This window comes from Ureibacillus sp. FSL K6-8385, assembly GCF_038593155.1.
Classification (GTDB): Bacteria; Bacillota; Bacilli; order Bacillales_A; family Planococcaceae; genus Ureibacillus; species Ureibacillus terrenus.
In genome coordinates this window covers 2,576,155-2,599,729 of the sequence record NZ_CP151968.1, presented here as the reverse complement: position 1 = coordinate 2,599,729, position 23,575 = coordinate 2,576,155, and the positions used below count along the sequence as shown (strand labels likewise).

The following is a 23,575-nucleotide window of genomic DNA, read 5'->3' as shown; positions in this document are numbered from 1 at the left end:
ACCAATCCCACTTTATTTTTGATTCCATAAAATATAAAAAACATGGAATGTCAATTGTCGAAGGAGAGAGAATAGTTATGGGAAAATATTTTGGAACAGACGGTGTACGGGGAATTGCAAATGCAGAACTCACACCGGAACTTGCCTTTAAAATTGGGCGTGCTGGGGGGTACGTTTTAACGAAAAATGCAAAAGAAAGACCGAAAGTGATTGTCGGCAGAGACACAAGAATATCAGGTCATATGCTGGAAGGAGCGTTAGTGGCAGGGCTCTTATCCATCGGAGTGGAAGTGATGAGACTGGGCGTGATCAGCACTCCGGGTGTAGCCTATTTGACACGTGTCATGAATGCGGATGCCGGTGTCATGATTTCCGCATCCCACAATCCGGTGCAAGACAATGGGATTAAGTTTTTCGGACCGGACGGATTTAAGCTGACGGATGAACAAGAAGAAGAAATTGAAAAGCTTATTGATGCCGAAGAAGATACCCTTCCTAGACCAATCGGCGCGGATTTGGGAACAGTCAGCGATTATTTTGAAGGGGGACAAAAATATATCTCCTATTTAAAACAGACAGTGGACGAAGATTTCGAAGGCATTCATGTCGCGCTGGACTGTGCAAATGGGGCCACTTCTTCTTTGGCTACCCATTTATTTGCCGATTTGGAAGCAGACATTTCCACAATGGGCGCTTCACCGGATGGGTTAAATATCAATGATGGAGTAGGCTCTACACACCCTGAAAAACTTGCCGAATTTGTAGTAGAAAGAGGAGCGGACGTAGGGCTTGCCTTTGACGGTGATGGCGACCGTCTGATTGCTGTCGATGAAAAAGGTAACATTGTGGATGGCGACCAGATCATGTTCATCATCGGAAAATATTTAAACAGCAAAGGTCTCTTAAAGAAAAATACGATTGTTTCGACAGTCATGAGCAACATGGGATTCTATAAAGCATTGGAAGAAAACGGAATGACAAGCGTACAAACACCTGTAGGCGACCGTTATGTCGTGGAAGAAATGCGGAAAAATGATTACAACTTGGGCGGCGAACAATCCGGCCATATTGTGTTCCTGGATTACAACACTACCGGCGACGGAATGCTTACCGCAATCCAATTAGTAAACATCATGAAAAAAACAGGCAAACGTTTATCTGAATTGGCATCCGAAATGAAAATTTATCCGCAACGTTTAGTAAACGTTCGTGTGACGGATAAGCATAAAGTGAAAGATAATCCAAAAGTGCAAGAAGTGATCAAAGAAGTGGAAAGCATCCTTGGCAATAACGGCCGGGTATTGGTTCGCCCTTCCGGAACTGAACCTTTAGTCCGCGTGATGGTGGAAGCGCCAACGGAAGAAGAATGTGAGAGTTATGTAAATCGCATCGCAGAAGTCGTAAGAAAAGAAATGGGATTGAATGAGTAATTCATCCGTTTGCTGTGCAGAATGTCGGTGTGCCGATATTCTGCACAGTTTTTATATTTTTATGGTAAAACCATTGAGCGTCATCCATAATACTCCTTTGCCCGAAGTTTTCTTGGGCAATTATACATAAATTCCTTTCAGGATGGTTATGAAAGCAGAAACTAATGAAAAACAAGTAAATCATTGACGGAAATTATCATATTCTGTATTATGTAGATGTTGATTTTCCAATAGTATAATTTCCAATATTTTCAATGGAATTATACAAGCGCGGCAAAGGAGGGTAGTTTCGCGCTATATAAATCAGCGGAATATAATTATAGCGCCCGGACTAAGGAAATCGTACGTGCAATCCTTAGTTGACGAGGAGGAGGTTTATCGAGGTGATCGGCGGATGCCTCCCGGCCGCGTTGCCCGGTCGTGATTTTCGTTCTTAAAACATAAAAGCAATTTTATGGACAAAGGAACGAAAAGGCAACTTTATAAATGAATAAAGCGATATCAAACCTGCCTTCTTTTTTGGATTATATTGGGTTTTACAGGGCTCCATTTTTTTGAAAAGAGAAAGGTAGGCGAAGTTTTTTATTGTCTTTTTTAAAATTTTTTAAACATGATATCGCTATAACGGAGGAATAAAGTATGTGTGGAATCGTCGGATATAACGGAAATTTAGATGCGAAAGAAATCCTGTTGAAAGGATTGGAAAAACTTGAGTACCGCGGCTACGATTCAGCAGGTATCGCCATTCAAAATGAAAAAGGAGTTACGGTTTTTAAAGAAAAAGGTAGAATTGCAGATTTGCGGAATATTGTAGATAAAAACATCGGGGGCAAAATCGGCATTGGCCATACGCGTTGGGCCACTCACGGAGAGCCGAATAGAATCAATGCACATCCTCACCAAAGCGCGTCTGGAAGATTTACGATTGTACACAACGGGGTTATTGAAAACTATCACTTGCTTCAAAGAGAATATTTAAAAGATGTTCCGATGAAATCCGATACGGATACGGAAGTAATTGTTCAGCTCGTTGAATTGTTTGCGAATGAAGGATTGTCGACAGAGGAGGCCTTCCGGAAAACTTTATCCCTCTTGCATGGTTCTTATGCAATCGCGCTCCTGGATAATAAAAATAATGAAGTCATTTATGTGGCAAAAAACAAATCTCCTTTGCTTGTCGGCATTGGAAAAGATTTCAATGTAGTGGCATCAGATGCAATGGCCATGCTGCAATTGACAAATCAATTTATCGAATTGCAGGATCAGGAAGTGGTGCTGGTTTACAAAGATAAAGTGGAAATTTCCAAACTGGATGGAAGTCCCGTTGCGCGTCAACCTTATACGGTGGAATTGGATGCAAGCGACATTGAAAAAGGAACATATCCTCATTACATGTTGAAAGAAATGGATGAACAGCCCGGCGTTGTCCGAAAAATTATACAGGAATATAGCAATGATGCAGGAGAGTTGACGATTGACGAAGCAATCTTGTCTGCCATCAGCGAATCAGACCGAATCTACATCATTGCCGCCGGAACGAGCTATCATGCCGGACTTGTAGGAAAACAATATTTCGAAAAATTGGCCGGCATACCAGTGGAAGTGCATATTGCCAGCGAATTTGGCTATAATATTCCATTACTTTCCGAAAAACCGCTGTTTATTTTCATTTCCCAATCCGGTGAAACAGCGGACAGCAGACAAGTGCTTGTTAAAGTGAAAGAATTGGGCTATCCGGCTTTAACGATTACAAATGTAGCGGGCTCCACCCTTTCCCGTGAAGCGGATTACACATTGCTCCTATATGCCGGTCCCGAGATTGCGGTGGCATCCACAAAAGCGTATGTGGCTCAATTGGCGGTGTTGGCGATTTCCGCTTATGTCACTGGAAAACGCAAAGGAAGAAAAATCGACTTTGATTTAAAACACGAGCTTGCCATCGCTGCAAACGCCATTCAAACGATTGTGGATTCCAAAGAGGAATTGCACAAAATCTCCAAAGAGTATTTGAGCCATACGCGCAATGCGTTCTTCATCGGGCGGACTATCGATTATTACGTAAGTTTGGAAGGCGCTCTTAAACTAAAAGAAATTTCTTATATTCAGGCGGAAGGGTTTGCCGGCGGCGAATTGAAGCACGGAACGATTGCGTTGATCGAAAAAGGAACGCCTGTCTTTGCGCTTGTAACGCAAGCGCCGGTGGCATTGAATATCCGAGGCAACGTGAAAGAAGTCGTGGCGCGCGGGGCGAATGCATGCGTGATTTCCATGGAAGGCTTGGATGAGCACGATGACCGCCTGGTGATTCCGAAAGTTCATCCACTTCTAACACCGCTTGTCTCTGTCGTGCCGCTGCAATTCATCAGCTACTATGCAGCGCTCGACCGCGGATGCGATGTTGACAAACCTCGCAATTTGGCAAAATCCGTAACGGTGGAATAGAATTATAGCTTTGAATAATCTGTGATGTGTTTGGATAAAGAAAGTCATTTAAAAAAATAATACTCTAAATAACAGCAAAAAACGAACTATATTGAAGCTGTATCATAAAGCTTCAAATATAGTTCGTTTTTTCTTCGGTTGGAAATCTTGTTTCCCAATCCCTAAAAAATCATATTTTTTCAGGTAATCTGATCAAATCATCTTTGCTTATTAATTGATGAGTAACATAAGTAAAATCTTCTTCAGTTAAATAGATAAGAACTGTACTTCCCTAATCTTGTGATGAATATATTAATCGATCTTTATGATCTGATAGATCAAAATGGAAAAATGGTGCGATCTTGATACAGCGTAAATGCCTGCTGCATCAAGGTCTTATTTTTTTGTCAAACTTAATTGAAATTTTTTTTCGGCCATGATTTCAGAAATTTTTCATATTGACCGGCTACACTTATGGTAAAAATCAATATGAACAGGAGAAGATGTATGAAATATTTGAAATTATTGATGGCACTAATATTCTTTTTTACACTGATTTCTACGTCTAGTTACATTGCATTTGCCGATGATGATTTTGGGAAGCATCATGAGCATTACGAATGGGAGTATGGCAAAAAAGAACATATAGACGATCGCTATGAAGATGCAGGAGAAATGATTGGCTGGGGAACCGTTATCACATTTGCAGTGGCTGGGTTAATATTTCCAATGAGAAGATTAACAAAACCGATGATTACGACATTTCCGTCAATTAAGCAAGTTTATATATCGATCACGAAATTTTTAGGTAAATACCACATACTGATTGGAATTGCCACTCTCATTTTAGGTATCAGTCACGGAATTCTCATGTACCTTCATGAAGGAAGATTAGAAGATGAAGGGGTAAGTGGGTTAGTATCAATAATTGTATTTACAATAGCTGGTGTTATTGGGTTGATGTTATTTAAAAATAAAAAGGTTAAAAGCTTACGAACAACACATATGACGTTAATCGCTTTTTCAATAGTTATTGGTCTTTTCCATATTTTCATTTCCTAAAAATGTGAATTTAGTTGAGATCTCATTTGATTCGACAAGATTAACAATAAGTCGCAACTAAAAAAGCCTTGATACAGCCCAATTCTTGCTGTAACAAGGCTTCTTCTTTATTAATATAAAGTATAGGATTTAGTATCGAAAGGAATTTCCTTCACATCGTTCAGCTTGTTAACGTAAAGAGCCATAGCATGGGCAACGTTTGATAGAAGGCCGATAAATTTGAATAATAATTCGCTAACCGGGTTTTCTTTATGTACATGATACAAGGCGCGGTAAACAAGCTTTGCATCATTTCTCACACGATGCAAATGCAGTGCTGCCAGACATCCTTGTGGTATGACGAAATGTTTCATTGCTTCGCCCACTTGCCCGCTATAATAGTCGTACCGTGAGCTTAACCATTCAACATCTTCTTCCGTGATAGCCAGGTTGCCCCGAACAGAACCATTGGCGTGATACGTTAATTGCTGCAGGCGAATGAGATCATCTTTTATAATTTGTTCATGCTCTTTGGTTAAATAGGGAATCACCATGCCAATGCTGACAGTTAAAGCATCTGAAAGCACTTCATAATCCACTTTGCAGCTTTTTTCTTTCATATAGCTATAACAAATATAACGTAAATCTTTTTTCATTGAATTTTACTCCTTCACTATGTTAATACATCAACAGGCATCATCTGTTTTTTCTTCGTTAAAGGTTCTTGATAAATGATGGATTTCACCTGAAATGTTTTGGCAATATTTTCGGTATTTAACGCGTCAGAAGGGGCATTATAAGCCACAAACTTTCCATCTTTTAAAAAAATACATTGGTCACAAATGCGGGTAGCTAAATTGATATCATGAATGGCTGCTATGACCGTTTTTCCTTCCTGTACGAGAGAATGAAGAATGTCCGTTACAATGACTTGATAGTAAATATCTAAGTCAGAAGTCGGTTCATCTAATAGTAAAATATCTGTTTCTTGAGCAATGGCTTTTGCTAAATAGACAAGCTGACGTTCTCCTCCAGATAAAGAAGGGACAAATCGATGTTTCAAATGGCTGATGCCGACTTGCTCCAACGCTTTTTTGACGGCCAGCTGATCGGTTTTCATCCAGCGGGAAAACCGTTTTTTGTGTGGATAACGCCCCATTTCGACCACTTGTTGCACAGTAAAATTCGTCTCTAATGTGGTCGTTTGGGGCATATAGGTGATGCGTTTGGCGATTTCCATAGGTTTCAGCTGTCGAAGGGACCGATTAAAAATTTTAATGTCTCCGCTATCAATCCGATTAATGCCGGCCAAACATTTTAATAAGGTAGATTTTCCCGTTCCATTCGGTCCAATGAGGGCAATAAACTTCCCTTTTTCAACAGTGAAGGAAAGGTTATTAAAAATGGTTCGGGCATTCCGATGAAAGGTTAAAGATTGAATTTCAAGAGCCGCTTCATTCATAAAAGTCCCTCCATTTTTTTCTGGCGCAATATTAAGAAAATAAAATATGGAGCGCCTAAGAATGCAGTAATGATCCCAATTTGAATTTCAGCTGGGCGAATAACGAGGCGCGCGATTAAGTCAGCCAATGTTAAAAATAATGCACCACCTATCAGACTGGTTGGTATCAAATAACGATGGGTTGGCCCAATCAACAAGCGAATCATATGAGGAACAATTAAGCCGACAAATCCGATGACGCCAGTCAAAGAGACGCAAACCCCTGTTAATAAAGAAGCGCTAATTAATAAAATGGTGCGTGTCCGTTGCACATGGATGCCCAAGTTTTTCGCTTCCTCTTCCCCAAGCAATAAAATATCCAACTGCTTGCGGTAGCTGAATATGAGAATATTGCAAAGGATAAAAGGGAGGATTAACAGCTTTACATCATTCCAATCCCGTCCATTTAAATTGCCCATAAGCCAGTATAGAATTTGCTGCAATTGGCCGTAGCTCGCGTATGTAATAATAAGAGAACTGCAAGCGGAAATGAACGAACTGATGGCGACCCCTGTTAAAAGAAGAGTTAACATGGATGTTTTGCCGTTTGATGTAGAAATGATATAGACAAGAAGCAAAGTGAGGAGAGCCCCTAAAAAACCAAAGACAGGAACAAAAAAGGTACTGATATGGGATAATCCAAAATAAATAGCAATGACTCCTCCTAAAGAGCCTCCTGATGAGATGCCAATGATGCCCGGTTCTGCCATCGGATTGCGGAATAAGCTTTGCATGACCACCCCACACACAGCTAAACTGGCACCAACAATGCTTGCTACAATGACACGTGGCAAGCGAATATAAAGCAAAATCTGTTCAAAGGTTGAGTCCGTTTCATAATAGAAAAAAGGAAGTTTCGCCAAAAAAACTTGAACGGTTTCAAAAAAGGGAATCGTCACGCCACCGAAACTCGTGGCGATGACGATACTGAATAGAAATAATATAAAACTGGCGATAAAAAAGACGGGCATTTTCAGTTGCTTCATCTTTTGTTACTCCTTAGATAAAATCGCAGCCATTTCTTCTGCTCCTTCGATTACATAGTGGGAGGCAGTGGTTACATTGGCGCTGTCTAGCACATAAATCTTATTGTTTTTAATAGCTGGCACGTCTTTTAGTGCAGGGTCTTTTTTCCATTCTGTTACGAAAGCCGGCTCCCCATTGTTTGTAGTAGCCCCCCAGGCAGTTGTAAAAATCACATCTGGTTTTAATTGAACCAAAACCTCTTTTGAAATTTCCGGGTAGTCAGGGTAGGATTCGCCTACAATCCCTGCTTCCGATACAACATTAATTCCGCCGGCTAATTTAATCATTTCACCGATTGTGGTATTGTCTGTCACACTGGAGGAGTATTCCGTGTAATAAAGAACGCGGGGTTTATTTTCTTTTTTGTCCGCTTTTTCTTTTAATGCATCGATTCGTTTTTGAATATCCGCGATTAAGTTAGTCGCTTTTTCTTGTTCTCCGACAATTTTCCCCAGCGTTTCAACGGTTTTTAAAATACCTTCAAAGGAAGTGTCATCGATGACTTGGAATGTTGTAATTCCGGCATTTTCTAATTGATTCAATACATCTGGATTAACGTAAGAAGGAATAATCACCAAATCTGGCTTTAATGCTAAAATTTGCTCGGCAGTTACGGTTTCAAATTTCGTTTCAATTGAATCGGTTTTGCCTGCAACATTGGAAATCGCTGGATCACTAGAAATCGCTGTGACGCCTACAAGATTTTCAGAAGGTACTAAATCCACCAGCAATTCATCGACAGCTAAAGCAGTCGAAACAATACGTTTCGGTTTTTCCGAAATGGTAATTTCCTTACCACGGCCATCTGTCACCGTCAGCGGATAAGCCGATTGTTTAGCTTGTTCGGATGGTTGATTTATCGAATTTTCATCATCATTGTTGGCAGTATCGGTATTACAAGCTGTTAAAAATAATAAAAGCAATATGGGTAGTAGCAATTTGGTGAATTGATTCATCACAAATCTCCTTTTCTATAAAATTTTTTATATGTTTAGTGTGGCCACACATGAAACCAAAATAAAAAGCCTGTATCCCAAGTGGGAATACAGGCGTGAAAGCGTTAAAAAGCACAAAAAAGCATAAAAAAAGCATAACTTGCTTGCACCCGTTCTTTTCCCACCCGAAAAGACGTTTGCAAAGTGTTTAAGCAGGCTTCCTGACTCGGACTTCCTCTTACTCCTAACCCTTCCCGAATGTAACATTCAGTGGTTACTGTTAGTTTCATCCATCCTCACAGTAGCGGGGGCTGTACTAGATTTTCACTAGTTTTCCTTTTACCTCTTCCAAGAAGAGCACTTAAACACCCTGGATATGAAATTAACTATAATCTAGCATAAATCATTTAATAAATGCAATAGTATAACAAAACTTTACATGATTGCACCACATCGGATATACTAATCAGCAGCTTTTCTTTTTGGGAGGGAAGATATCTATGGCAAAAAACTGGCGTTATATTAGTTATCCGTTTATGCGGGAGAAAAGTTGCTTGGTAGATTATGAAATTATGACAGACAGCTTAACGACAAAAATAGGAGATTGCATAAGTGTAAGCAAAAATGAACATAAGTTTGAAGAAATCACTCAAATTTTAAGAACAATACAACCGCTAGCTTATCATGCCAATGGATCTGTAAGAGGGCGTTTAGCGATTACAGAAGAAGATTTAATGTGGCTGGAATCTGTATATGATGATTTTGTCGAACGTGCAGGCGAGACAAATAAGCAATTCGTTTTGCCACAAGGTTCTGAGTTGGCGACGCGATTGCATATTTGTCGAAGTGAAGCGAAAAAGAGCTATCGTGCTTTACACAAAGTAAGCGAAGAGAGAGAAGTGCCGGAAATTTTATTTCAGTTTTTAGGACTTTTAGCGAATGTATTTTTTGTACTGGCAATCGAAGCGAATAAATTAACTAAAACCGAAGAAATCCCTTTTATCAGCAAATCTTATGGAAAAACTAAATAAATAGTTTATAGATAGCCCAAATTTATATATATTGCAAGTTAGTTAAGAGAATACTAGATGAAAACGATTTGTAAATATTTTAGATTTACTTTTTAAGATTGTAAGCATGAATTTTATATGATAACATACACTATATATTGTGTAGTTTAAAATTTAATAACACAAAATGTTGAGTATAAAGTTATGGTGGTAATTTTTAATACCTTAATAGGGAATCCAGTGAGAATCTGGAGCTGCCCCCGCAACTGTAAGTGTGGACGAATTAGCAAACCACTGTATCGATTTACTGAAAGGTGACGATACGGGAAGGGCTATAGTAGGAGGATACACGAGCCAGGAGACCTGCCATACTTTGTAGTTTCTATTCTTCGGGGTGTGAGAAGGAGAAACGATAGGAAAAGATATATTTTACATATGTTTTATTTCTGTCGTATTCTTCCTTTTTCCGTCTATTCCCCGAGAATGACGGATTTTTTATTTTTAGGGAGGAATCAAGGTGACAAGAAGTCAAAGTATTGAACAGGAAACACTTTCTGAATTCATCGATCGTATTTTTAATGATTTCAAGTTGGCATCAGACCAATACAAAGAGAAGATTCGAAAAGCAGGAGTAACCAATCCATTCGATGAGAGAGATGCAGATATTTTAATTAAGTATGCTCTTGAAAATATTGATGAAGCAAATACAGAATGGACCTATATTGCAGCAAGAATTTTTTTACAAAATCTTTATTATAAAGCAGCAAGAAACAGAGGATATGAATTTAATCATAATCGTACTTATGGATCGTTTTATGATTTGATTCGGATATTGACCGAAAAAGGAATCTATTCCGAAAAGTTATTAATGAAATATACAAAACAAGACATTGAGTATTTTGAATCATTTATTGAACCTAAACATGATTTGTTATTTACATATCCAGCTATTCTATCTTTGGCAACCCGTTATTTAGCAACGGATTATGAGAAAAATGTTTATGAATTGCCACAAGAACGCTGGATGATTATTGCGATGTACCTTATGCAAGACGAAGATAAATCCATGAGAAATGAGTATGTAAAAGAAGCGTATTGGGCTTTAAGCAATCTGTATATGACTGTTGCGACCCCAACACTTGCAAATTCCGGAAAAACACATGGGCAGTTATCTAGCTGCTTTATTGATACTGTAAATGATAGCTTACAAGGAATCTATGATAGTAATAGCGATGTTGCCCAGCTTTCTAAAAATGGAGGCGGTATCGGTGTTTATATGGGGAAAATTCGTGCAAGAGGTAGTTCCATCAAAGGATACAAGGGCATGTCAAGTGGTGTTATACCATGGATTAAGCAATTAAATAATACAGCAGTCAGTGTTGATCAGCTTGGTACAAGAAAAGGCGCTATTAGTGTGTATTTAGATGTATGGCATCGTGATATAGAAGATTTCCTTGATTTGAAACTCAATAATGGTGATGAACGGTTGCGTGCGTATGACATATATACAGGAGTATGTATACCCGATTATTTTATGGAACAGGTAGAAAAACGGGGAGATTGGTATTTATTTGATCCATATGAAGTGAAACAAGTGATGGGTTACTCGCTAGAAGACTTCTACGATGAAAAGAAGGGCGATGGACAGTGGCGTAAAAAGTATCAAGAATGTATTCAAGCCAATCTTTCTTCCAAAAAAAGAATTCCAGCAATAGATATTATGAAGCGAATCATGAGATCCCAATTAGAAACTGGCGCACCGTTTATGTTTTATCGTGATGAAGTCAACCGCCAAAATGCCAATTCCCATCAAGGTATGATCTACTGTTCAAATTTATGTACGGAAATTGCGCAAAATCAATCTCCAACAGAATTTATTGAAGAATATATCGAAAACGAAAATATAATTGTAAAAAAATATAAAGCTGGTGATTTTGTTGTTTGCAATTTGAGTTCTATCAATTTAGGCCGTGCTGTACCTGATAATGTTTTAGAACGTTTGATTAAAATTCAAGTTCGCATGTTAGATAATGTAATTGATATTAATACGCTGCCAATTAAACAACCAGAAATCACGAATAAAAAATACCGGGCCATTGGACTTGGAACATTTGGTTGGCATCATCTATTAGCTTTGAAGAATATTGAATGGGAATCAGAAGAAGCAGTACAATATGCAGATGAACTTTATGAAAAAATAGCTTATTACACGATTCGAAGCAGTATGGAGTTAAGCAAAGAAAAGGGCAGTTATCCATTATTTGAAGGAAGTAAATGGAGTTCTGGTGAGTATTTTATTTATAAAGGTTATACAGACGAACGATGGATGCAACTTCAAAAAGATGTTAAAAAATATGGAATTCGAAATGGATATTTAATGGCCATTGCACCTAATGCGACAACTTCGATTATTGCAGGTTCCACCGCTGGTATTGATCCTATCTTTAAACCTTTTTATATTGAGGAGAAAAAGGATTACCGAATTCCGACAACTGCACCTGATTTAAATCATAAAACGTATAATATTTATCGCCGTTCAGCTTATATTGTGGACCAAAGATGGTCAATCAAACAAAATGCTGCTCGTCAAAAACATATCGATCAAAGCATTTCATTTAATATTTATGTTCCAAACACGATAAAGGCATCAGTGCTGCTAGATCTGCATTTTCAAGCCTGGAAATCAGGTTTAAAAACAACCTATTATGTTCGCTCTACATCGAATGAAGTAGAAGAATGTGTGTGGTGTCAAAGTTGAAGGCTTTAATAGCTTATTTATCTTATAGTGGAAATACAAAAGAAGTTGCAGAAATTATTGAGGAAGTATTAAAAGAAAAGAAATTTCAAGTGGATATGCATCGAATCGGAGTCAATTTGCCAATCAATCTTAAAATGTACGATTTAATATTTATTGGTACTTTTACATGGGCAAAGGGTGCATTACCTATTGAAGTTAAGGATTTTGTATGGGAAATAGGCTATAAACCAAAAAATATTGCAGTATTTGGTACTGGTGATACTCAGTTTGGGGGCGATGAATTATTTTGCTTGGCGGCTGTGAAATTAGCAAGATTCTACAATAGTCGTTGGGAACCTTTAAAAATTGAACAATCTCCTAGAGGAAGTCAAGAAAAAATCGTAAAAAAATGGATAGAAGGGATTGTTAAAGATGTCACCAAACTTGCTTGAAAAGGTAAAAACATTAGATCCAATGAATCCAAATCGAGCAACTGCACTGTTTGGAGGAAAATCGAGTGGTATTTTAAATTGGAATAATATTAAGTATCCGCATTGGTATAAAACATATAAACGCTTGTTAAGTAATTTCTGGAAGTCTGATGAAGTGAATATGTCGAATGATGTGAAGGAATTTCCAATGTTATCAACGGAGGAACAAGATACGTTTTTAAAAGTAATTAGCCTTTTAGCGACATTAGATTCATCGCAAACAAGGACCATTCTACTCACATCCTTATATGCCACAGATCCATCAGTACAATCTATTTTAGCTGTCATTGCACAACAAGAAGCAGTGCATAATGAAAGCTATTCTTATATATTATCTTCCGTAGTATCGTTAGATAAACAAAATGAAGCTTTTGAAATTGGTAGAAGTGATCCGATTTTACTTAAACGTAATCAAAATATAATGGAGATATATAATCAATTTGTCGAGAAGCCATCTTTAGAAAATATATTAAAAACATTAGTATATTCCACAATACTTGAAGGATTATTCTTCTATTCAGGTTTTGCTTTCTTCTATAATTTAGCGCGCCAAAACAAAATGGTTGGAACATCTACAATGATTAGTTACATTAACCGAGATGAATTAGAACACGGTCGTTTTATTTGTGAATTAGTTCGGGCAACATTGGGAGAAAATCCAGAGCTAAATACAAAACATTTTACTGATTGGGTTTATGAACAATTTAGAAATTCTGTAGAATTGGAAGTGGAATGGTCTCACTATGTGTTAAATGGTGTAGAAGGCATTGATTTAGATGAAATGGAAGGTTTTATTAAATATAGAGCGAATAAAATGTTACGAATGATAGGATTAAGTGAAATATACGCAATGCATATTAATAATCCAATGAAATGGATTCGTGCATATGTAGATAATTTTGATGAAACAAAAACGGATTTCTTTGAACAAAGAAATCGTCAATATACTAAGATTAGTGATTTGAATGGTTTTGATGAACTCTAAAAATTATTAATATTAAAAATCCAAATCTCTGAAGGGTGTACTAATATTTTTAGCAGCCCTTCTTTTTTTGTTGAGATAAGTTTGAGTATATATGCCTATCATTTTTTATACTAGTATGTTCAAAAATGTTAGAGTTGTTGAAATAAACTTTGGTGATCTGATTTCTAGATTGAAATTTTATGTATAAATCCAATAGTAAATTTCCATAATTAAATCAGGATTTTAAAAATTGTTAAAAGGTAAGGTAGGGATTATTTTTGGGAGAAAGTAAATATGCAGAATTAAATGAAGAACAACTCAAGGAAATAAAACGACTAGAGGAAAAATTAAATGTAACACTAATTGCATATGAAAAATCAATATTAAAAAGTCCAAACCAATTTGATAACACAGCGAATTAAATTGAATGGATATTGTTATTGACAAGTAGAAAATACACATATTTGGTGAAGGTCTCTAATTTAAAGAAAAAGGTTCGATTGAAAATGAAGAATATCCATAGGCCTTCACCTATCCCTTTACTTGAGATTTTCAGTATTCAGGAAGAACCATCCCCTATCAGCAAAGCATCCGTGAATTCTGCCTTCCTTGTCTCCATTATGGTTTTCTCTTTATACACGCCCACATAGCAGATATCCCCGTATGATTCAAAATCTATCGATATTAGTCAAAATGAAATGATAGAGAAAAGCATGCATGAAATCGAAATTTTAGATGACAGAGAATTTGATGATTTATTTAATCAATTGGATGTTGCTCATCAAATGATTGTGGACGGAACTATTCGCGAATACGTGGACTGTGTCAGCAGCGCCTGCGAAAGCAAAATTCCATGCAATCAATGACCGATTATATGAGAATGCCTGGAAGTCGCAATTTTTATCCAGCTTGATGATGCCGATATGCAGTTTATCGGAAATTTTGGCTATGTAGCTGTGTGTATTGTTGGTGCTTACCTTGTTACAACTAATGCCATCACCATTGAAACGAATGTGGCGTTTATAATTTATATTCGTCTATTTACTCAGAAACCCAATTTGCTCAAGTGGGAACAAATTTACAATCAGCGCAAGCGGCCAGTGAGCGGGTATTTGAATTTTAGGAAGAAAAAGAATTGGATGCGGAACAACCGAAACTTGCAAAAGTGGAGCATGTTAAAGGGGAGATAGAATTTAAAAATGTGCAATTTGGATACCGCCAATGGACAAAAACAATGATTAACGATTGCCCGTGTAATGATAAAAAATGCGCCGTTATTGATTTTAGATGAAGCAACGAGTTCTGTGGATACACGGACAGAACTACAAATTCAGCGCGCTATGGAACAATTGGAAACAGGAAAAACGTCCTTTATTATTGCCCATCGTCTTTCAACCATTAAAAATGAGGATTTAATTTTAGTCATGAAAGATGGAGAAATTGTGGAGAAAGGAACCCATCAAGAACTTCTTGATAAAAATAGATTCTACGAAGAATTGTATAAAAGCCAGTTTGAACAAGTATCGTAACTGTTTCAAACTAAAATATGGTATAATTAGTAAGCAAGTTTTTGACGTACACTTGACATAAAACGGTTTTTGCATTGTTTCTGCAAGTGAAACGATAAAATATTGAGCGGAGGATTTAAATGAACAAAATGAATATGCCAAAAATGATGAAGATGATTACTATTCCGTTAGCTTTAAGTGCCATGCTAGTAGGATGTTCAAACGGAGATGATGAATCAGTAGCAACGGTGAATGGAGAAAAAATCACAAAAGCGGAATTAAACGAAGCTCTCACGGAACAATATGGACAAGAAGTATTAAATAATTTAATTGCCAATAAAATTGTGGAGTTAGAAGCGAAAAAACAAAAAGTTTCCGTAACGAAAGACGAAATTGAAGCGGAGTATAAAGACTATGTGGACCAATACGGAGGGGAAGAAAGTTTCAAACAATTGCTTTCTTCTTATAATATGGATGTAGAGGATGTAAAGAAAGATATTAAAAATTATTTACTAACAAAAAAAGTAATGGAAGACTATGTTGACATTAAAGACGACGAATTGAAATCCTACTTTGAAGAAAATAAGGATTCCTATAATCAAGCAGAACAAGTTGAAGCAAGCCATATTCTAGTGGACGATGAAAAAACAGCTAAAGAAGTCATTAAAAAATTAAATGATGGAGAAGATTTTGCTAAACTTGCAAAAGAATATTCCACTGATACAGGTACAAAAGACAAAGGTGGCTACTTAGGCTACTTTGGCAGAGGCGAAATGGTTGAAGCCTTTGAAAATGCTGCATTCTCCATGAAAGTAGGTTCCATTTCCAGCGAGCCAGTCAAAACTGATTTTGGTTACCATATCATAAAAGTGACAGACAAAAAAGAAGTAAAAGAAGCCAAATTTGAAGATGTGAAAGACAAAGTATATCAAGATTTATTAGAACAAAAAGTAAACGAACAATATACAAAATGGCTATCCGAAAAAATGGATGAATATAAAATTGAAAACAAATTATCAGGCGATAATAAAGATAAAGAAGATAAATAATTAAAGGGGGCTGTTCAGAAAGTGTTCGACTTTCTGAACAGCCTTACTTCTTATAGGAATATTCTCTTAAAAACTTTCCCTGCGGTGGTCACAAAACGCGCCTCCTCGTTGCAATTTATCTGCGGCAAAAACTCTAGCGAAAGCCGCAATTTATCTGCGGCGAAAGCATGTGCGACAGCCGCAAAGGGGGCGTCTTGAAATGACTTTTCAGAAGCCGCCCTTTTTTTTCCATTAAAAAACGGCCATCTTATTTTGGAATAATTTATGGCAGAGATGAAAAGGATTTGTAAAATATCCCCCACTTCCCAAATGTTTTACAGTTACTTTAATGTTTTTTCACAACTGTCTTATAAGATGATGGTGAAAAAATGAGAAGGGGGAATAGTAATGAATTTTCCATCAGTGGATTATTCATGGCTCGGAAACGGGACGGTCATTGCGATGATCGCCATTGTCCACGTCATTATCAGCCATGGTGTAGCCATTGGAACATCCGTTTTGACCGTATCTTTGGAACATCGAGCGTTTAAGACGAGCAATCAAAAACTAGATGGGTTGGCCAAAAACATTGCGAAATGGATTTTAATCATCACTACAACAGTAGGAGCGATGACCGGTGTGGGAATCTGGTTTTCGACAACGGTCATTCAGCCGGATTCGATTGGTTCTTTATTGCGAATCTTTTTCTGGGCATGGGTAACGGAATGGGTCTGCTTCATCACCGAAGTCATTTTATTGCTCGTTTACTATTACACATGGAATCGTTGGCAAGATCCGGAGAAGAAAAGAAAACATATTTATATAGGAGTTGGCTTAAGTATTGCTTCATGGCTGACAATGGCCATTATCACAGGCGTGTTGGCAGCAAAATTGACACCCGGGAAATGGATTGAGACATTCTCATTCTGGAATGCCTTCTTTAACCCAACGTATTTGCCTTCTTTAGGATTCCGAATGTTCTTAGCTATCTTATTGGCGATTGTACTTGTTTCATTATTCATACGTCTATTCGTAAAAGACCTTTCACTGAGGGAAGAATCCTTTAAAGTATTCGGTTTTTGGGGTGCGATTTCTTTGCCAATGACCTTCGTTTTAGGGCTTTGGTATTTATGGTCCATTCCAGATCAAGCCTACAATATGATTGTTTTGGCAACAGGAATGACCGAAAGTACATTTAAAATCATCAATGGTCTTGCATTATTGATTTTACTGGTTTATTCTGTTTGGCTTATCCGAAGCCCGAAAAAAGTGCCCATTATCCTTTCTATAGCAGTGTTTGGTGCGTCCATCGGATTTATCGGAGAATTTGAGGTGGTAAGGGAATACATTCGAAAACCTTTCATCATTTATGATTACATGTATGCAAACGGGCTCCTCGCCCAGGACCGGGAAAAATTTAATGAAGAAGGCTTTTTGGCCAATGCTACTTGGGCAAAAGAAAAAGAAATCATGGAAGAAAACAAGGTGGAAGCCGGAAGGGAAATTTTTGTGGGCCAATGCATTGCCTGCCATACCATCGATGGTTGGAGAACAAAAAGGGCGTTAGGAAAGCGTTTAGCCGGATGGGATGAAGAAGCATTGAAAAACTATATACCAACCATGCATACGGTGCGGGTTGCCATGCCTCCTTTCATGGGAACTGAAGAAGAATTGGATGCCTTAGCAGCCTATTTGAAATCAGAAATTGACCGCGTAAATAATGAAAAGGAGGTAAGTCAAAATGAATAATTTGCCGATTTCTCCTGATAATGCGTTACCAATTCCGGCACCTCTGGGTTTAATGGAATTATTCATCATCTTAACCTTTATCATTCATATTCTATTTGTAAATTTTACGGTTTCACTTGTAACGGGAGCAGTGGGATTAGAGATTGCCGGGAAAATTAAAAAAAGTGCTTTCTTGGATAAGATGGCAAAAAGTTGTTCTTTCCACGCATCCATTCATAAAAGCATCGCTGTTGTAATGGGGGTAGCTCCACTGCTCATTATTAGCGTGATTTATACTCAATATTTTTATTCCAGCACCATTTTAATCGGGAAAATATGGATCAGTGTCATTCCTTTATTAATCATTGCATTTCTTTTGTTATATCTTTATAAATTCACATGGGATAAGTGGCAAAATAAAAAAGCGCTGCATATTCTTGTAGGATTTGCAGCAATGTTGATCTTGTTATATATCCCGCTTATTTTCATCGTGAATATTACTTCGATGCTGTATCCAGACAAGTGGGGCGAGGTTCAAGGATTTTTCCCTAGCTTATTGTATTATCCGCAAATTTGGCAAAGATATTTGCATTTCATCCTTGCCAGTCTTGCTACAGGCGGCTTTTATGTATTCCTGTTTTACGCATACAAAAGCCGAAAAAAAGGCAGTTTGGAAGATTATGAACAAAGCCTGAAATTATTTGGTGCCAAAGTGAGCTTATGGATTACAGTAGTGCAATTAATTGCAGGATTCATCCTGTTATTCGCCTTTAAACCGGAAGTCAGAATGTTATTCATGGGTGAAGATTTATTATTAACTACTTTATTAATGCTTTCAATCGTTTTAACCATTATTTTATGCGTCTTTTTATTCCTTGCGGGATATAAAGATTCCTTCAAATCCTTTGTTTTATCGGCGGCTGTGTTCGTGTTAATTGTGGGCATTATGGGATGGATCCGTCATGAAGTAAGAGAAACTTATTTATCCCCTTATTTTGATGAATTCCCAAGAACAGAGCAATCGATGGAAAAATAATATGAATTGCAAGCGGCAGTTTAGATGAAGCAGAAGCTTACTAAACTGCCTTTTATGTGCGCCCGGCATGTACATGAACGATAGGGTGTAAGTCCCAAACCCCGAAGACAAAAGTCAGCAGAGATCATCGTATTAGTTGGTCTAGAACAACTATGAAGGACCGAACAATTAAGAGAGAATAGCCCTTGGCATTCAGTGAGTCATGATGAACACAGAAAACGCAGTACCTCACTTGAGGAAGGAAGCGGTGAATCCCGTGGGAGACCTCTTGGAGGGTGGAGTGACCACTGGCATAAAGAGAACAGCTATTCACGGAAGTTATAAAAACTTGCGTCAATCATCTTAATTGAACCGCCGTATACGGAACCGTATGGTGTGAGAGGACGGGAGTTCATCGCTCCCTCCTACTCGATTTGTAAGATATCGATGAAAGGAAGTATTCGAATTTATAAAATATTCGAATTTATAAAAAAATAATTGCATAATTTACCAAATAAGATTATAAATATTAATATATTCTTATTTTTGTAGTATAAATTCTCGTATAATCTTTTTAATTGTCATAAAACAAGGAGGGGGTTGGATGGGAAATGTTCCTAAAGTGTTGCAAAATTTGCGTCTTCCCGTGATTGGGGCACCGATGTTTATTATTAGTACACCAAAGCTAGTGATTGCCCAGTGTAAAGCAGGAATTGTGGGTTCTATGCCGGCATTGAATGCAAGACCATCTAGTCAATTGGATGAATGGCTTGCGGAAATTACGGAAGAACTCGCCAGCTACAATGCCAAAAATCCGGATAAGCCTGCTGCACCTTTTGCCATTAATCAAATCGTTCATAAAACGAATGACCGTTTAGAAAAGGATATGGAACTTTGCGTTAAGTATAAAGTTCCTATTATTATTACGTCCCTTGGTGCACGGGAAGAGGTATATGAGGCTGCCCATAGTTATGGCGGTTTTGTATTCCATGATGTCATTAATAATACCTTTGCCAAAAAAGCCATTCAAAAAGGGGCAGATGGACTGGTGGCAGTGGCGGCAGGAGCTGGTGGACATGCTGGAACCCAAAGCCCGTTTGCTCTTGTACAAGAAATTCGGGAATGGTTTGATGGTCCATTAGCTTTATCGGGAGCGATTGCACGCGGACACTCTATTTTAGCTGCACAAACAATCGGAGCCGACTTTGCATATATTGGTTCTCCATTCATTGCAACCCATGAAGCCCGGGCGGCGGAGGAATACAAGCAAATGATTGTGGATAGTTCTGCAGAAGATATTGTTTACAGCAATCTTTTTACAGGCGTACATGGGAACTATTTGAAAGGCTCCATCATTAACGCCGGCTTGGACCCGAATAATTTGAAAGAAAGCGACCCTTCAGCCATGAACTTTAAAGAAGCCGGCAAAAAAGCCTGGAAAGACATTTGGGGAAGCGGCCAGGGAATTGGGGTGATCAAAGAAATCACTTCTGTCCGCCAGTTGGTTGACAGACTTTATGAAGAATATCATCAAGCATTTGAAGAACTGATTCAAAAGAGAGAAGCATATGCGAATCGTTAAAATAATGACATCTAATATCCCTTCCTCATTGTGGACGGGGAATTCTGTTTGGCAATAGGAGGGATTTTATTTTAAGTAACCATTTATATATGTCAATGTTGCATTATCCTATATTAGTGTATTATCCGAAAGAATTTTTGGAGATTTTCAGGGATTTTGATAAAATGAGCGGTCCAGTGAGCAGAAAAAGTGGATTTGATTTCCAAATCCACTTTTTTAATTTTCTTTATTCTGTTCTGCAATATCATTGAGCAAAGTGATGATTTCTTTGTATTGTTCGATAGAATCCCGCTAATTGATACGAAGAAGTTTTTCCAACATATCAGCATAATACAACGATACGATATGGCGTGGTTTGCGCGGGAATGCTGCGGGTTGCCGGTCCATAAATCACGACCAAATCCCGGTTTCCAGGGTATTTCGAGAAGAGTTGCCCATTGCTCATCAAAACCGGGGTGTAAGGAGTTAAATGCAATTGCAGCTGTCCATCGCTGCTTATCAATTGATGATCGAAATAGCTGACTTTCACATTCCGATCTGGGTATTCTTTCACCATCACAAGGGCCTGATATTGGGGCGGATAAATGAGAATGGCAGGCAAATCGCCATCATAGTACCCCGTCACTTTGTCTCCAATCATGACCGTTTCCTGGTTGATGAAATAGGTTGAAGGGGTGACGACGAAATTGACGATTAAACCGGACTCATCTTCCACAGAAAATAATTTATTGCAACCTTCCATTTCGCTCCTCTGCCCCGTGAAAAAATCACTGATTGCCGTAACGGTCCCGCTGAATGAATAATAATTGGTCATAGGTTTCCTCCACAATATGCGAATTCAGTTCCATCCCCAGTAATATATGTAGAAAATTAATTATTTGCCATCGTAACATCTTGTTCCTTGTTGCTATGCCTATAAAGCCAAGGAACCTGGTACTGTTTGAAAGCATATAAATAAACCAGCCAACTTTTTACAAGGGGGAAATCGCTGTTGAATCAGTACTCTTCATATGGTCAGGGACCTGGATATAGCCAAAGAATTACGATGCAACAAGCCCAACAGATCGCTCTGCAAGCTGTACCAGGAAGAATCATGCATGTGGATATGGACTTAGAAAATGGTGTATTAGTTTATGAAGTTTTTATTATGACAGAACAGGGACAAATATTTGAAGTGGAGATTCTCGCAAGAAATGGGCGAATCATCAAAATCGATCAAGAAAATAATTATGATTAATGATTTTTATCATTAACGAAATAGGCCCGCAAAACGGCTTATTTCTTTTTTTTATTTAACAAGTGTTATTGAATATTATGGATGAGATTTTTAGGTTATAATCTGAAAAAGTTTCGGTTAATTCTTGGTTCGAATCCAGTTCGTTTCACCGTTATCCCGATAAAAGTCATTCTAAAAATATCGGGTAAGAAAATGAGTCAGATATTAAACTATGAACTGAAGGAGGAGGAAAATGCTGAAAAGTCTTAATGAGGCGTTGGAATATATTGAAGCTCATTTGAATGACGAAATTGATGAAAAGGAAATAGAGAAAATTACGGGGACTTCGATTTACCATTTTAGGCGTATTTTTTCATTTCTTTCAGGAATGACTTTAGGTGAATATATTCGAAATAGGAAATTATCTAACGCAACCTTTGATTTGCAAAATGAGGGAATGAGTGTCACAGAAGCCGCATTTAAATATGGGTATGAATCGGTAGACGGATTTTCCCGTGCTTTTAAAGAATGGTCAGGTATTAGTCCGTCAGAAGTAAAAAAGTCAACGAGGCTGAAAGCATTTCCGAAGCTCTCCTTCCAATTAACCATAAAGGGAGGAATCGATATGGACTATCGAATCGAGAAAAAGGAATCCTTTAAAATTGTAGGAAAGAAAAAGAGAGTTCCCATTCAATTTAAAGGAATTAATCAAGAAATCGTGGAATTAGCAAAGAGCATTACCCCAGAACAAAGGGAAAAGTTACGAAGCTATGCTGATATGGAACCATTTCAAGTCGTAAACGCATCTTTTAATTTTGATGATGGATGTATGGAGGAAAAAGGGAGCCTTGATCATATGATTGGCTACTTGACTACAAAAGACTTGGATTTTGAAGAATTTGATGTCGTAAAAGTGCCTGCGCTTACTTGGGCGATTTTTTCATCAAAAGGCCCATTCCCAAACGTAATGCAAGAAACGTGGGCAAAAGTTGCTTCAGAATGGCTCCCTTCATCGGATTATGAATTAGTAGAAGCTCCCAACATTTCTTTTACAGGCGATTTAAGTGATATGAACAATGTGTATAGCGAGATTTGGTTTGCAGTGAAGAAAAAGGAGAAATAGGAAGAGTGGGTGTAGCGGCATAACATTATGTTATGCCGCAATGTTATTTTTCCGTAAACGCGATGTTCAGCCCGATCAATGTAAAAGTGGAACCTTGCAGATAGTTCATTTTTTTGGAAATCATCGGATTTTTTGCACAGGAACTCTCCCACCTTGCCCGCAAAGATGCTGATTAAGCCAAAAATCAGGATTGAAATTCCCAATATGAGCATTTTTATGGAATATATTAAATTTTTCAGAGAGTTATATAACTTTCTTATGACAATAAATCGGATATACAGGTATACAGTATTTATTCAGGCGCAAAAAGTTAAAAAGGGCGGGTTTAAGAAAAGACTTCGCGGTGTAAAAAAAGGAAAAAATAAAAAAGTGAAGGTGTTTCCTTCACTTTTCGCTTTATTTATTCATATTTTGAGCTTTCAACAAGTCACGGATTTCCTTTAACAGCTCTTCCTTCGTGTCCAGCTCAGAAGCAGTTTCCTCCACCACTTCTTCTATTTTCTTCTTTTTCAGTTTATTCAACATGCGAATAAATATAAAAATGGCAAAGGAAATAATCAAAAAGTCGATGACGCTTTGTAAAAATACGCCAAAGGAAACCGTTGCATCACCTACTTGCCAAATAAACGATTTTGTAAAATCGATTCCCCCGGTAAGAACACCGACAAGTGGCATGATGATGTTGTCCACCAAAGAAGAGATAATCTTACCAAAAGCGGCACCAATGACGACTGCAACGGCAAGATCGATGACATTTCCCTTTATGGCAAATTCTTTAAATTCTTTCCACATTCGGAAACCTCCAAAATTTATGTATTT

At 37.8% G+C, this 23,575-nt stretch carries 20 protein-coding genes, 1 pseudogene and 2 riboswitches; of the genes and pseudogenes, 15 read left to right on the top strand and 6 right to left on the bottom strand.

Features of this window, described 5'->3' with window-relative positions:
- Nucleotides 1-77: 77 nt before the first annotated feature.
- The 3 genes from glmM (at nucleotide 78) to NST62_RS12890 (ending at nucleotide 4,913) form a co-directional block, all read left to right on the top strand.
- Entirely contained in the window at nucleotides 78-1,430 is a 1,353-nt protein-coding gene (gene glmM / locus NST62_RS12900; protein WP_141603246.1) for a phosphoglucosamine mutase, read from the top strand.
- A gap of 639 nt (nucleotides 1,431-2,069) precedes the next feature.
- Nucleotides 2,070-3,872, top strand: coding sequence for a glutamine--fructose-6-phosphate transaminase (isomerizing) (gene glmS / locus NST62_RS12895; RefSeq protein ID WP_141603247.1), 1,803 nt, complete (start codon nucleotides 2,070-2,072; stop codon nucleotides 3,870-3,872).
- A 486-nt stretch (nucleotides 3,873-4,358) separates the two neighbouring features.
- The gene (locus tag NST62_RS12890) at nucleotides 4,359-4,913 is read left to right on the top strand and encodes a hypothetical protein (RefSeq protein WP_141603248.1); all 555 of its coding nucleotides are present in this window, start codon (nucleotides 4,359-4,361) and stop codon (nucleotides 4,911-4,913) included.
- Between the two features lie 110 nt (nucleotides 4,914-5,023).
- Here the strand turns inward: NST62_RS12890 and NST62_RS12885 are convergent, their stop codons facing one another.
- Genes NST62_RS12885 through NST62_RS12870 form a run of 4 tightly spaced genes read right to left on the bottom strand, consistent with a single transcriptional unit; the run spans nucleotide 5,024 to nucleotide 8,375 of the window.
- Complete coding sequence (locus NST62_RS12885) at nucleotides 5,024-5,548, bottom strand: hypothetical protein (protein WP_328215827.1); 525 nt, start codon at nucleotides 5,546-5,548, stop codon at nucleotides 5,024-5,026.
- A gap of 17 nt (nucleotides 5,549-5,565) precedes the next feature.
- Complete coding sequence (locus NST62_RS12880) at nucleotides 5,566-6,354, bottom strand: ABC transporter ATP-binding protein (protein WP_328215828.1); 789 nt, start codon at nucleotides 6,352-6,354, stop codon at nucleotides 5,566-5,568.
- Nucleotides 6,351-7,379 carry an iron ABC transporter permease gene (locus tag NST62_RS12875; protein ID WP_342462964.1) on the bottom strand — a complete coding sequence of 343 codons (1,029 nt, stop codon included), beginning with the start codon at nucleotides 7,377-7,379 and terminating at the stop codon, nucleotides 6,351-6,353. Before NST62_RS12875 ends, NST62_RS12880 begins: the two co-directional genes overlap by 4 nt.
- A gap of 6 nt (nucleotides 7,380-7,385) precedes the next feature.
- The gene (locus NST62_RS12870; RefSeq protein ID WP_141603252.1) at nucleotides 7,386-8,375 is read right to left on the bottom strand and encodes an ABC transporter substrate-binding protein; all 990 of its coding nucleotides are present in this window, start codon (nucleotides 8,373-8,375) and stop codon (nucleotides 7,386-7,388) included.
- A 172-nt stretch (nucleotides 8,376-8,547) separates the two neighbouring features.
- Nucleotides 8,548-8,734: riboswitch (cobalamin riboswitch) on the bottom strand.
- A 120-nt stretch (nucleotides 8,735-8,854) separates the two neighbouring features.
- On the opposite strand from NST62_RS12870, the gene NST62_RS12865 reads away from it, so the two are divergent.
- The 10 genes and pseudogenes from NST62_RS12865 (at nucleotide 8,855) to NST62_RS12820 (ending at nucleotide 20,417) form a co-directional block, all read left to right on the top strand.
- Nucleotides 8,855-9,385, top strand: coding sequence for a hypothetical protein (locus tag NST62_RS12865; RefSeq protein WP_141603253.1), 531 nt, complete (start codon nucleotides 8,855-8,857; stop codon nucleotides 9,383-9,385).
- Between the two features lie 167 nt (nucleotides 9,386-9,552).
- A riboswitch (cobalamin riboswitch) is annotated at nucleotides 9,553-9,750 on the top strand.
- 131 nt (nucleotides 9,751-9,881) lie between these two features.
- A complete protein-coding gene (locus NST62_RS12860; protein ID WP_342462963.1) occupies nucleotides 9,882-12,122 on the top strand; it encodes a ribonucleoside-diphosphate reductase subunit alpha in 2,241 nt (746 codons plus the stop codon).
- Complete coding sequence (locus NST62_RS12855; RefSeq protein ID WP_181733300.1) at nucleotides 12,101-12,553, top strand: flavodoxin; 453 nt, start codon at nucleotides 12,101-12,103, stop codon at nucleotides 12,551-12,553. Before NST62_RS12860 ends, NST62_RS12855 begins: the two co-directional genes overlap by 22 nt.
- On the top strand, nucleotides 12,534-13,577 hold the full coding sequence (locus NST62_RS12850; RefSeq protein WP_141603256.1) for a ribonucleotide-diphosphate reductase subunit beta: 1,044 nt from the start codon (nucleotides 12,534-12,536) through the stop codon (nucleotides 13,575-13,577). The genes NST62_RS12855 and NST62_RS12850 overlap by 20 nt, the downstream gene beginning before the upstream one ends.
- 692 nt (nucleotides 13,578-14,269) lie before the next feature.
- Complete coding sequence (locus NST62_RS12845) at nucleotides 14,270-14,422, top strand: hypothetical protein (protein WP_181733313.1); 153 nt, start codon at nucleotides 14,270-14,272, stop codon at nucleotides 14,420-14,422.
- Nucleotides 14,394-15,085: pseudogene (locus NST62_RS12840) on the top strand (ABC transporter ATP-binding protein); the annotation flags it as partial. The gene NST62_RS12845 and the pseudogene NST62_RS12840, both read left to right, overlap by 29 nt.
- A gap of 119 nt (nucleotides 15,086-15,204) precedes the next feature.
- Nucleotides 15,205-16,113 (top strand): peptidylprolyl isomerase, encoded by a 909-nt coding sequence (locus NST62_RS12835; protein ID WP_246045916.1) that lies wholly within the window; start codon nucleotides 15,205-15,207, stop codon nucleotides 16,111-16,113.
- Nucleotides 16,114-16,500: 387 nt separating this feature from the next.
- Nucleotides 16,501-17,841, top strand: coding sequence for a c-type cytochrome (locus NST62_RS12830; protein WP_342462891.1), 1,341 nt, complete (start codon nucleotides 16,501-16,503; stop codon nucleotides 17,839-17,841).
- Complete coding sequence (locus tag NST62_RS12825; RefSeq protein ID WP_342462962.1) at nucleotides 17,834-18,856, top strand: cytochrome ubiquinol oxidase subunit I; 1,023 nt, start codon at nucleotides 17,834-17,836, stop codon at nucleotides 18,854-18,856. The genes NST62_RS12830 and NST62_RS12825 overlap by 8 nt, the downstream gene beginning before the upstream one ends.
- Before the next feature lie 583 nt (nucleotides 18,857-19,439).
- Nucleotides 19,440-20,417, top strand: coding sequence for a nitronate monooxygenase family protein (locus NST62_RS12820; protein WP_141602582.1), 978 nt, complete (start codon nucleotides 19,440-19,442; stop codon nucleotides 20,415-20,417).
- A gap of 322 nt (nucleotides 20,418-20,739) precedes the next feature.
- On the opposite strand, the gene NST62_RS12815 is transcribed toward NST62_RS12820, so the two are convergent.
- On the bottom strand, nucleotides 20,740-21,231 hold the full coding sequence (locus NST62_RS12815) for a hypothetical protein (RefSeq protein ID WP_342462961.1): 492 nt from the start codon (nucleotides 21,229-21,231) through the stop codon (nucleotides 20,740-20,742).
- Between the two features lie 231 nt (nucleotides 21,232-21,462).
- Between NST62_RS12815 and NST62_RS12810 the strand changes: the two genes are divergently transcribed.
- Both NST62_RS12810 and NST62_RS12805 read left to right on the top strand, forming a co-directional pair.
- Nucleotides 21,463-21,654 carry a PepSY domain-containing protein gene (locus NST62_RS12810; protein ID WP_141602680.1) on the top strand — a complete coding sequence of 64 codons (192 nt, stop codon included), beginning with the start codon at nucleotides 21,463-21,465 and terminating at the stop codon, nucleotides 21,652-21,654.
- Nucleotides 21,655-21,886: 232 nt separating this feature from the next.
- The gene (locus tag NST62_RS12805; RefSeq protein ID WP_342462960.1) at nucleotides 21,887-22,756 is read left to right on the top strand and encodes an AraC family transcriptional regulator; all 870 of its coding nucleotides are present in this window, start codon (nucleotides 21,887-21,889) and stop codon (nucleotides 22,754-22,756) included.
- 396 nt (nucleotides 22,757-23,152) lie between these two features.
- Here NST62_RS12805 and mscL read toward each other — a convergent pair whose 3' ends face one another.
- The gene (gene mscL, locus NST62_RS12800) at nucleotides 23,153-23,548 is read right to left on the bottom strand and encodes a large conductance mechanosensitive channel protein MscL (protein ID WP_342462959.1); all 396 of its coding nucleotides are present in this window, start codon (nucleotides 23,546-23,548) and stop codon (nucleotides 23,153-23,155) included.
- Between the last annotated feature and the right edge of the window lie 27 nt (nucleotides 23,549-23,575).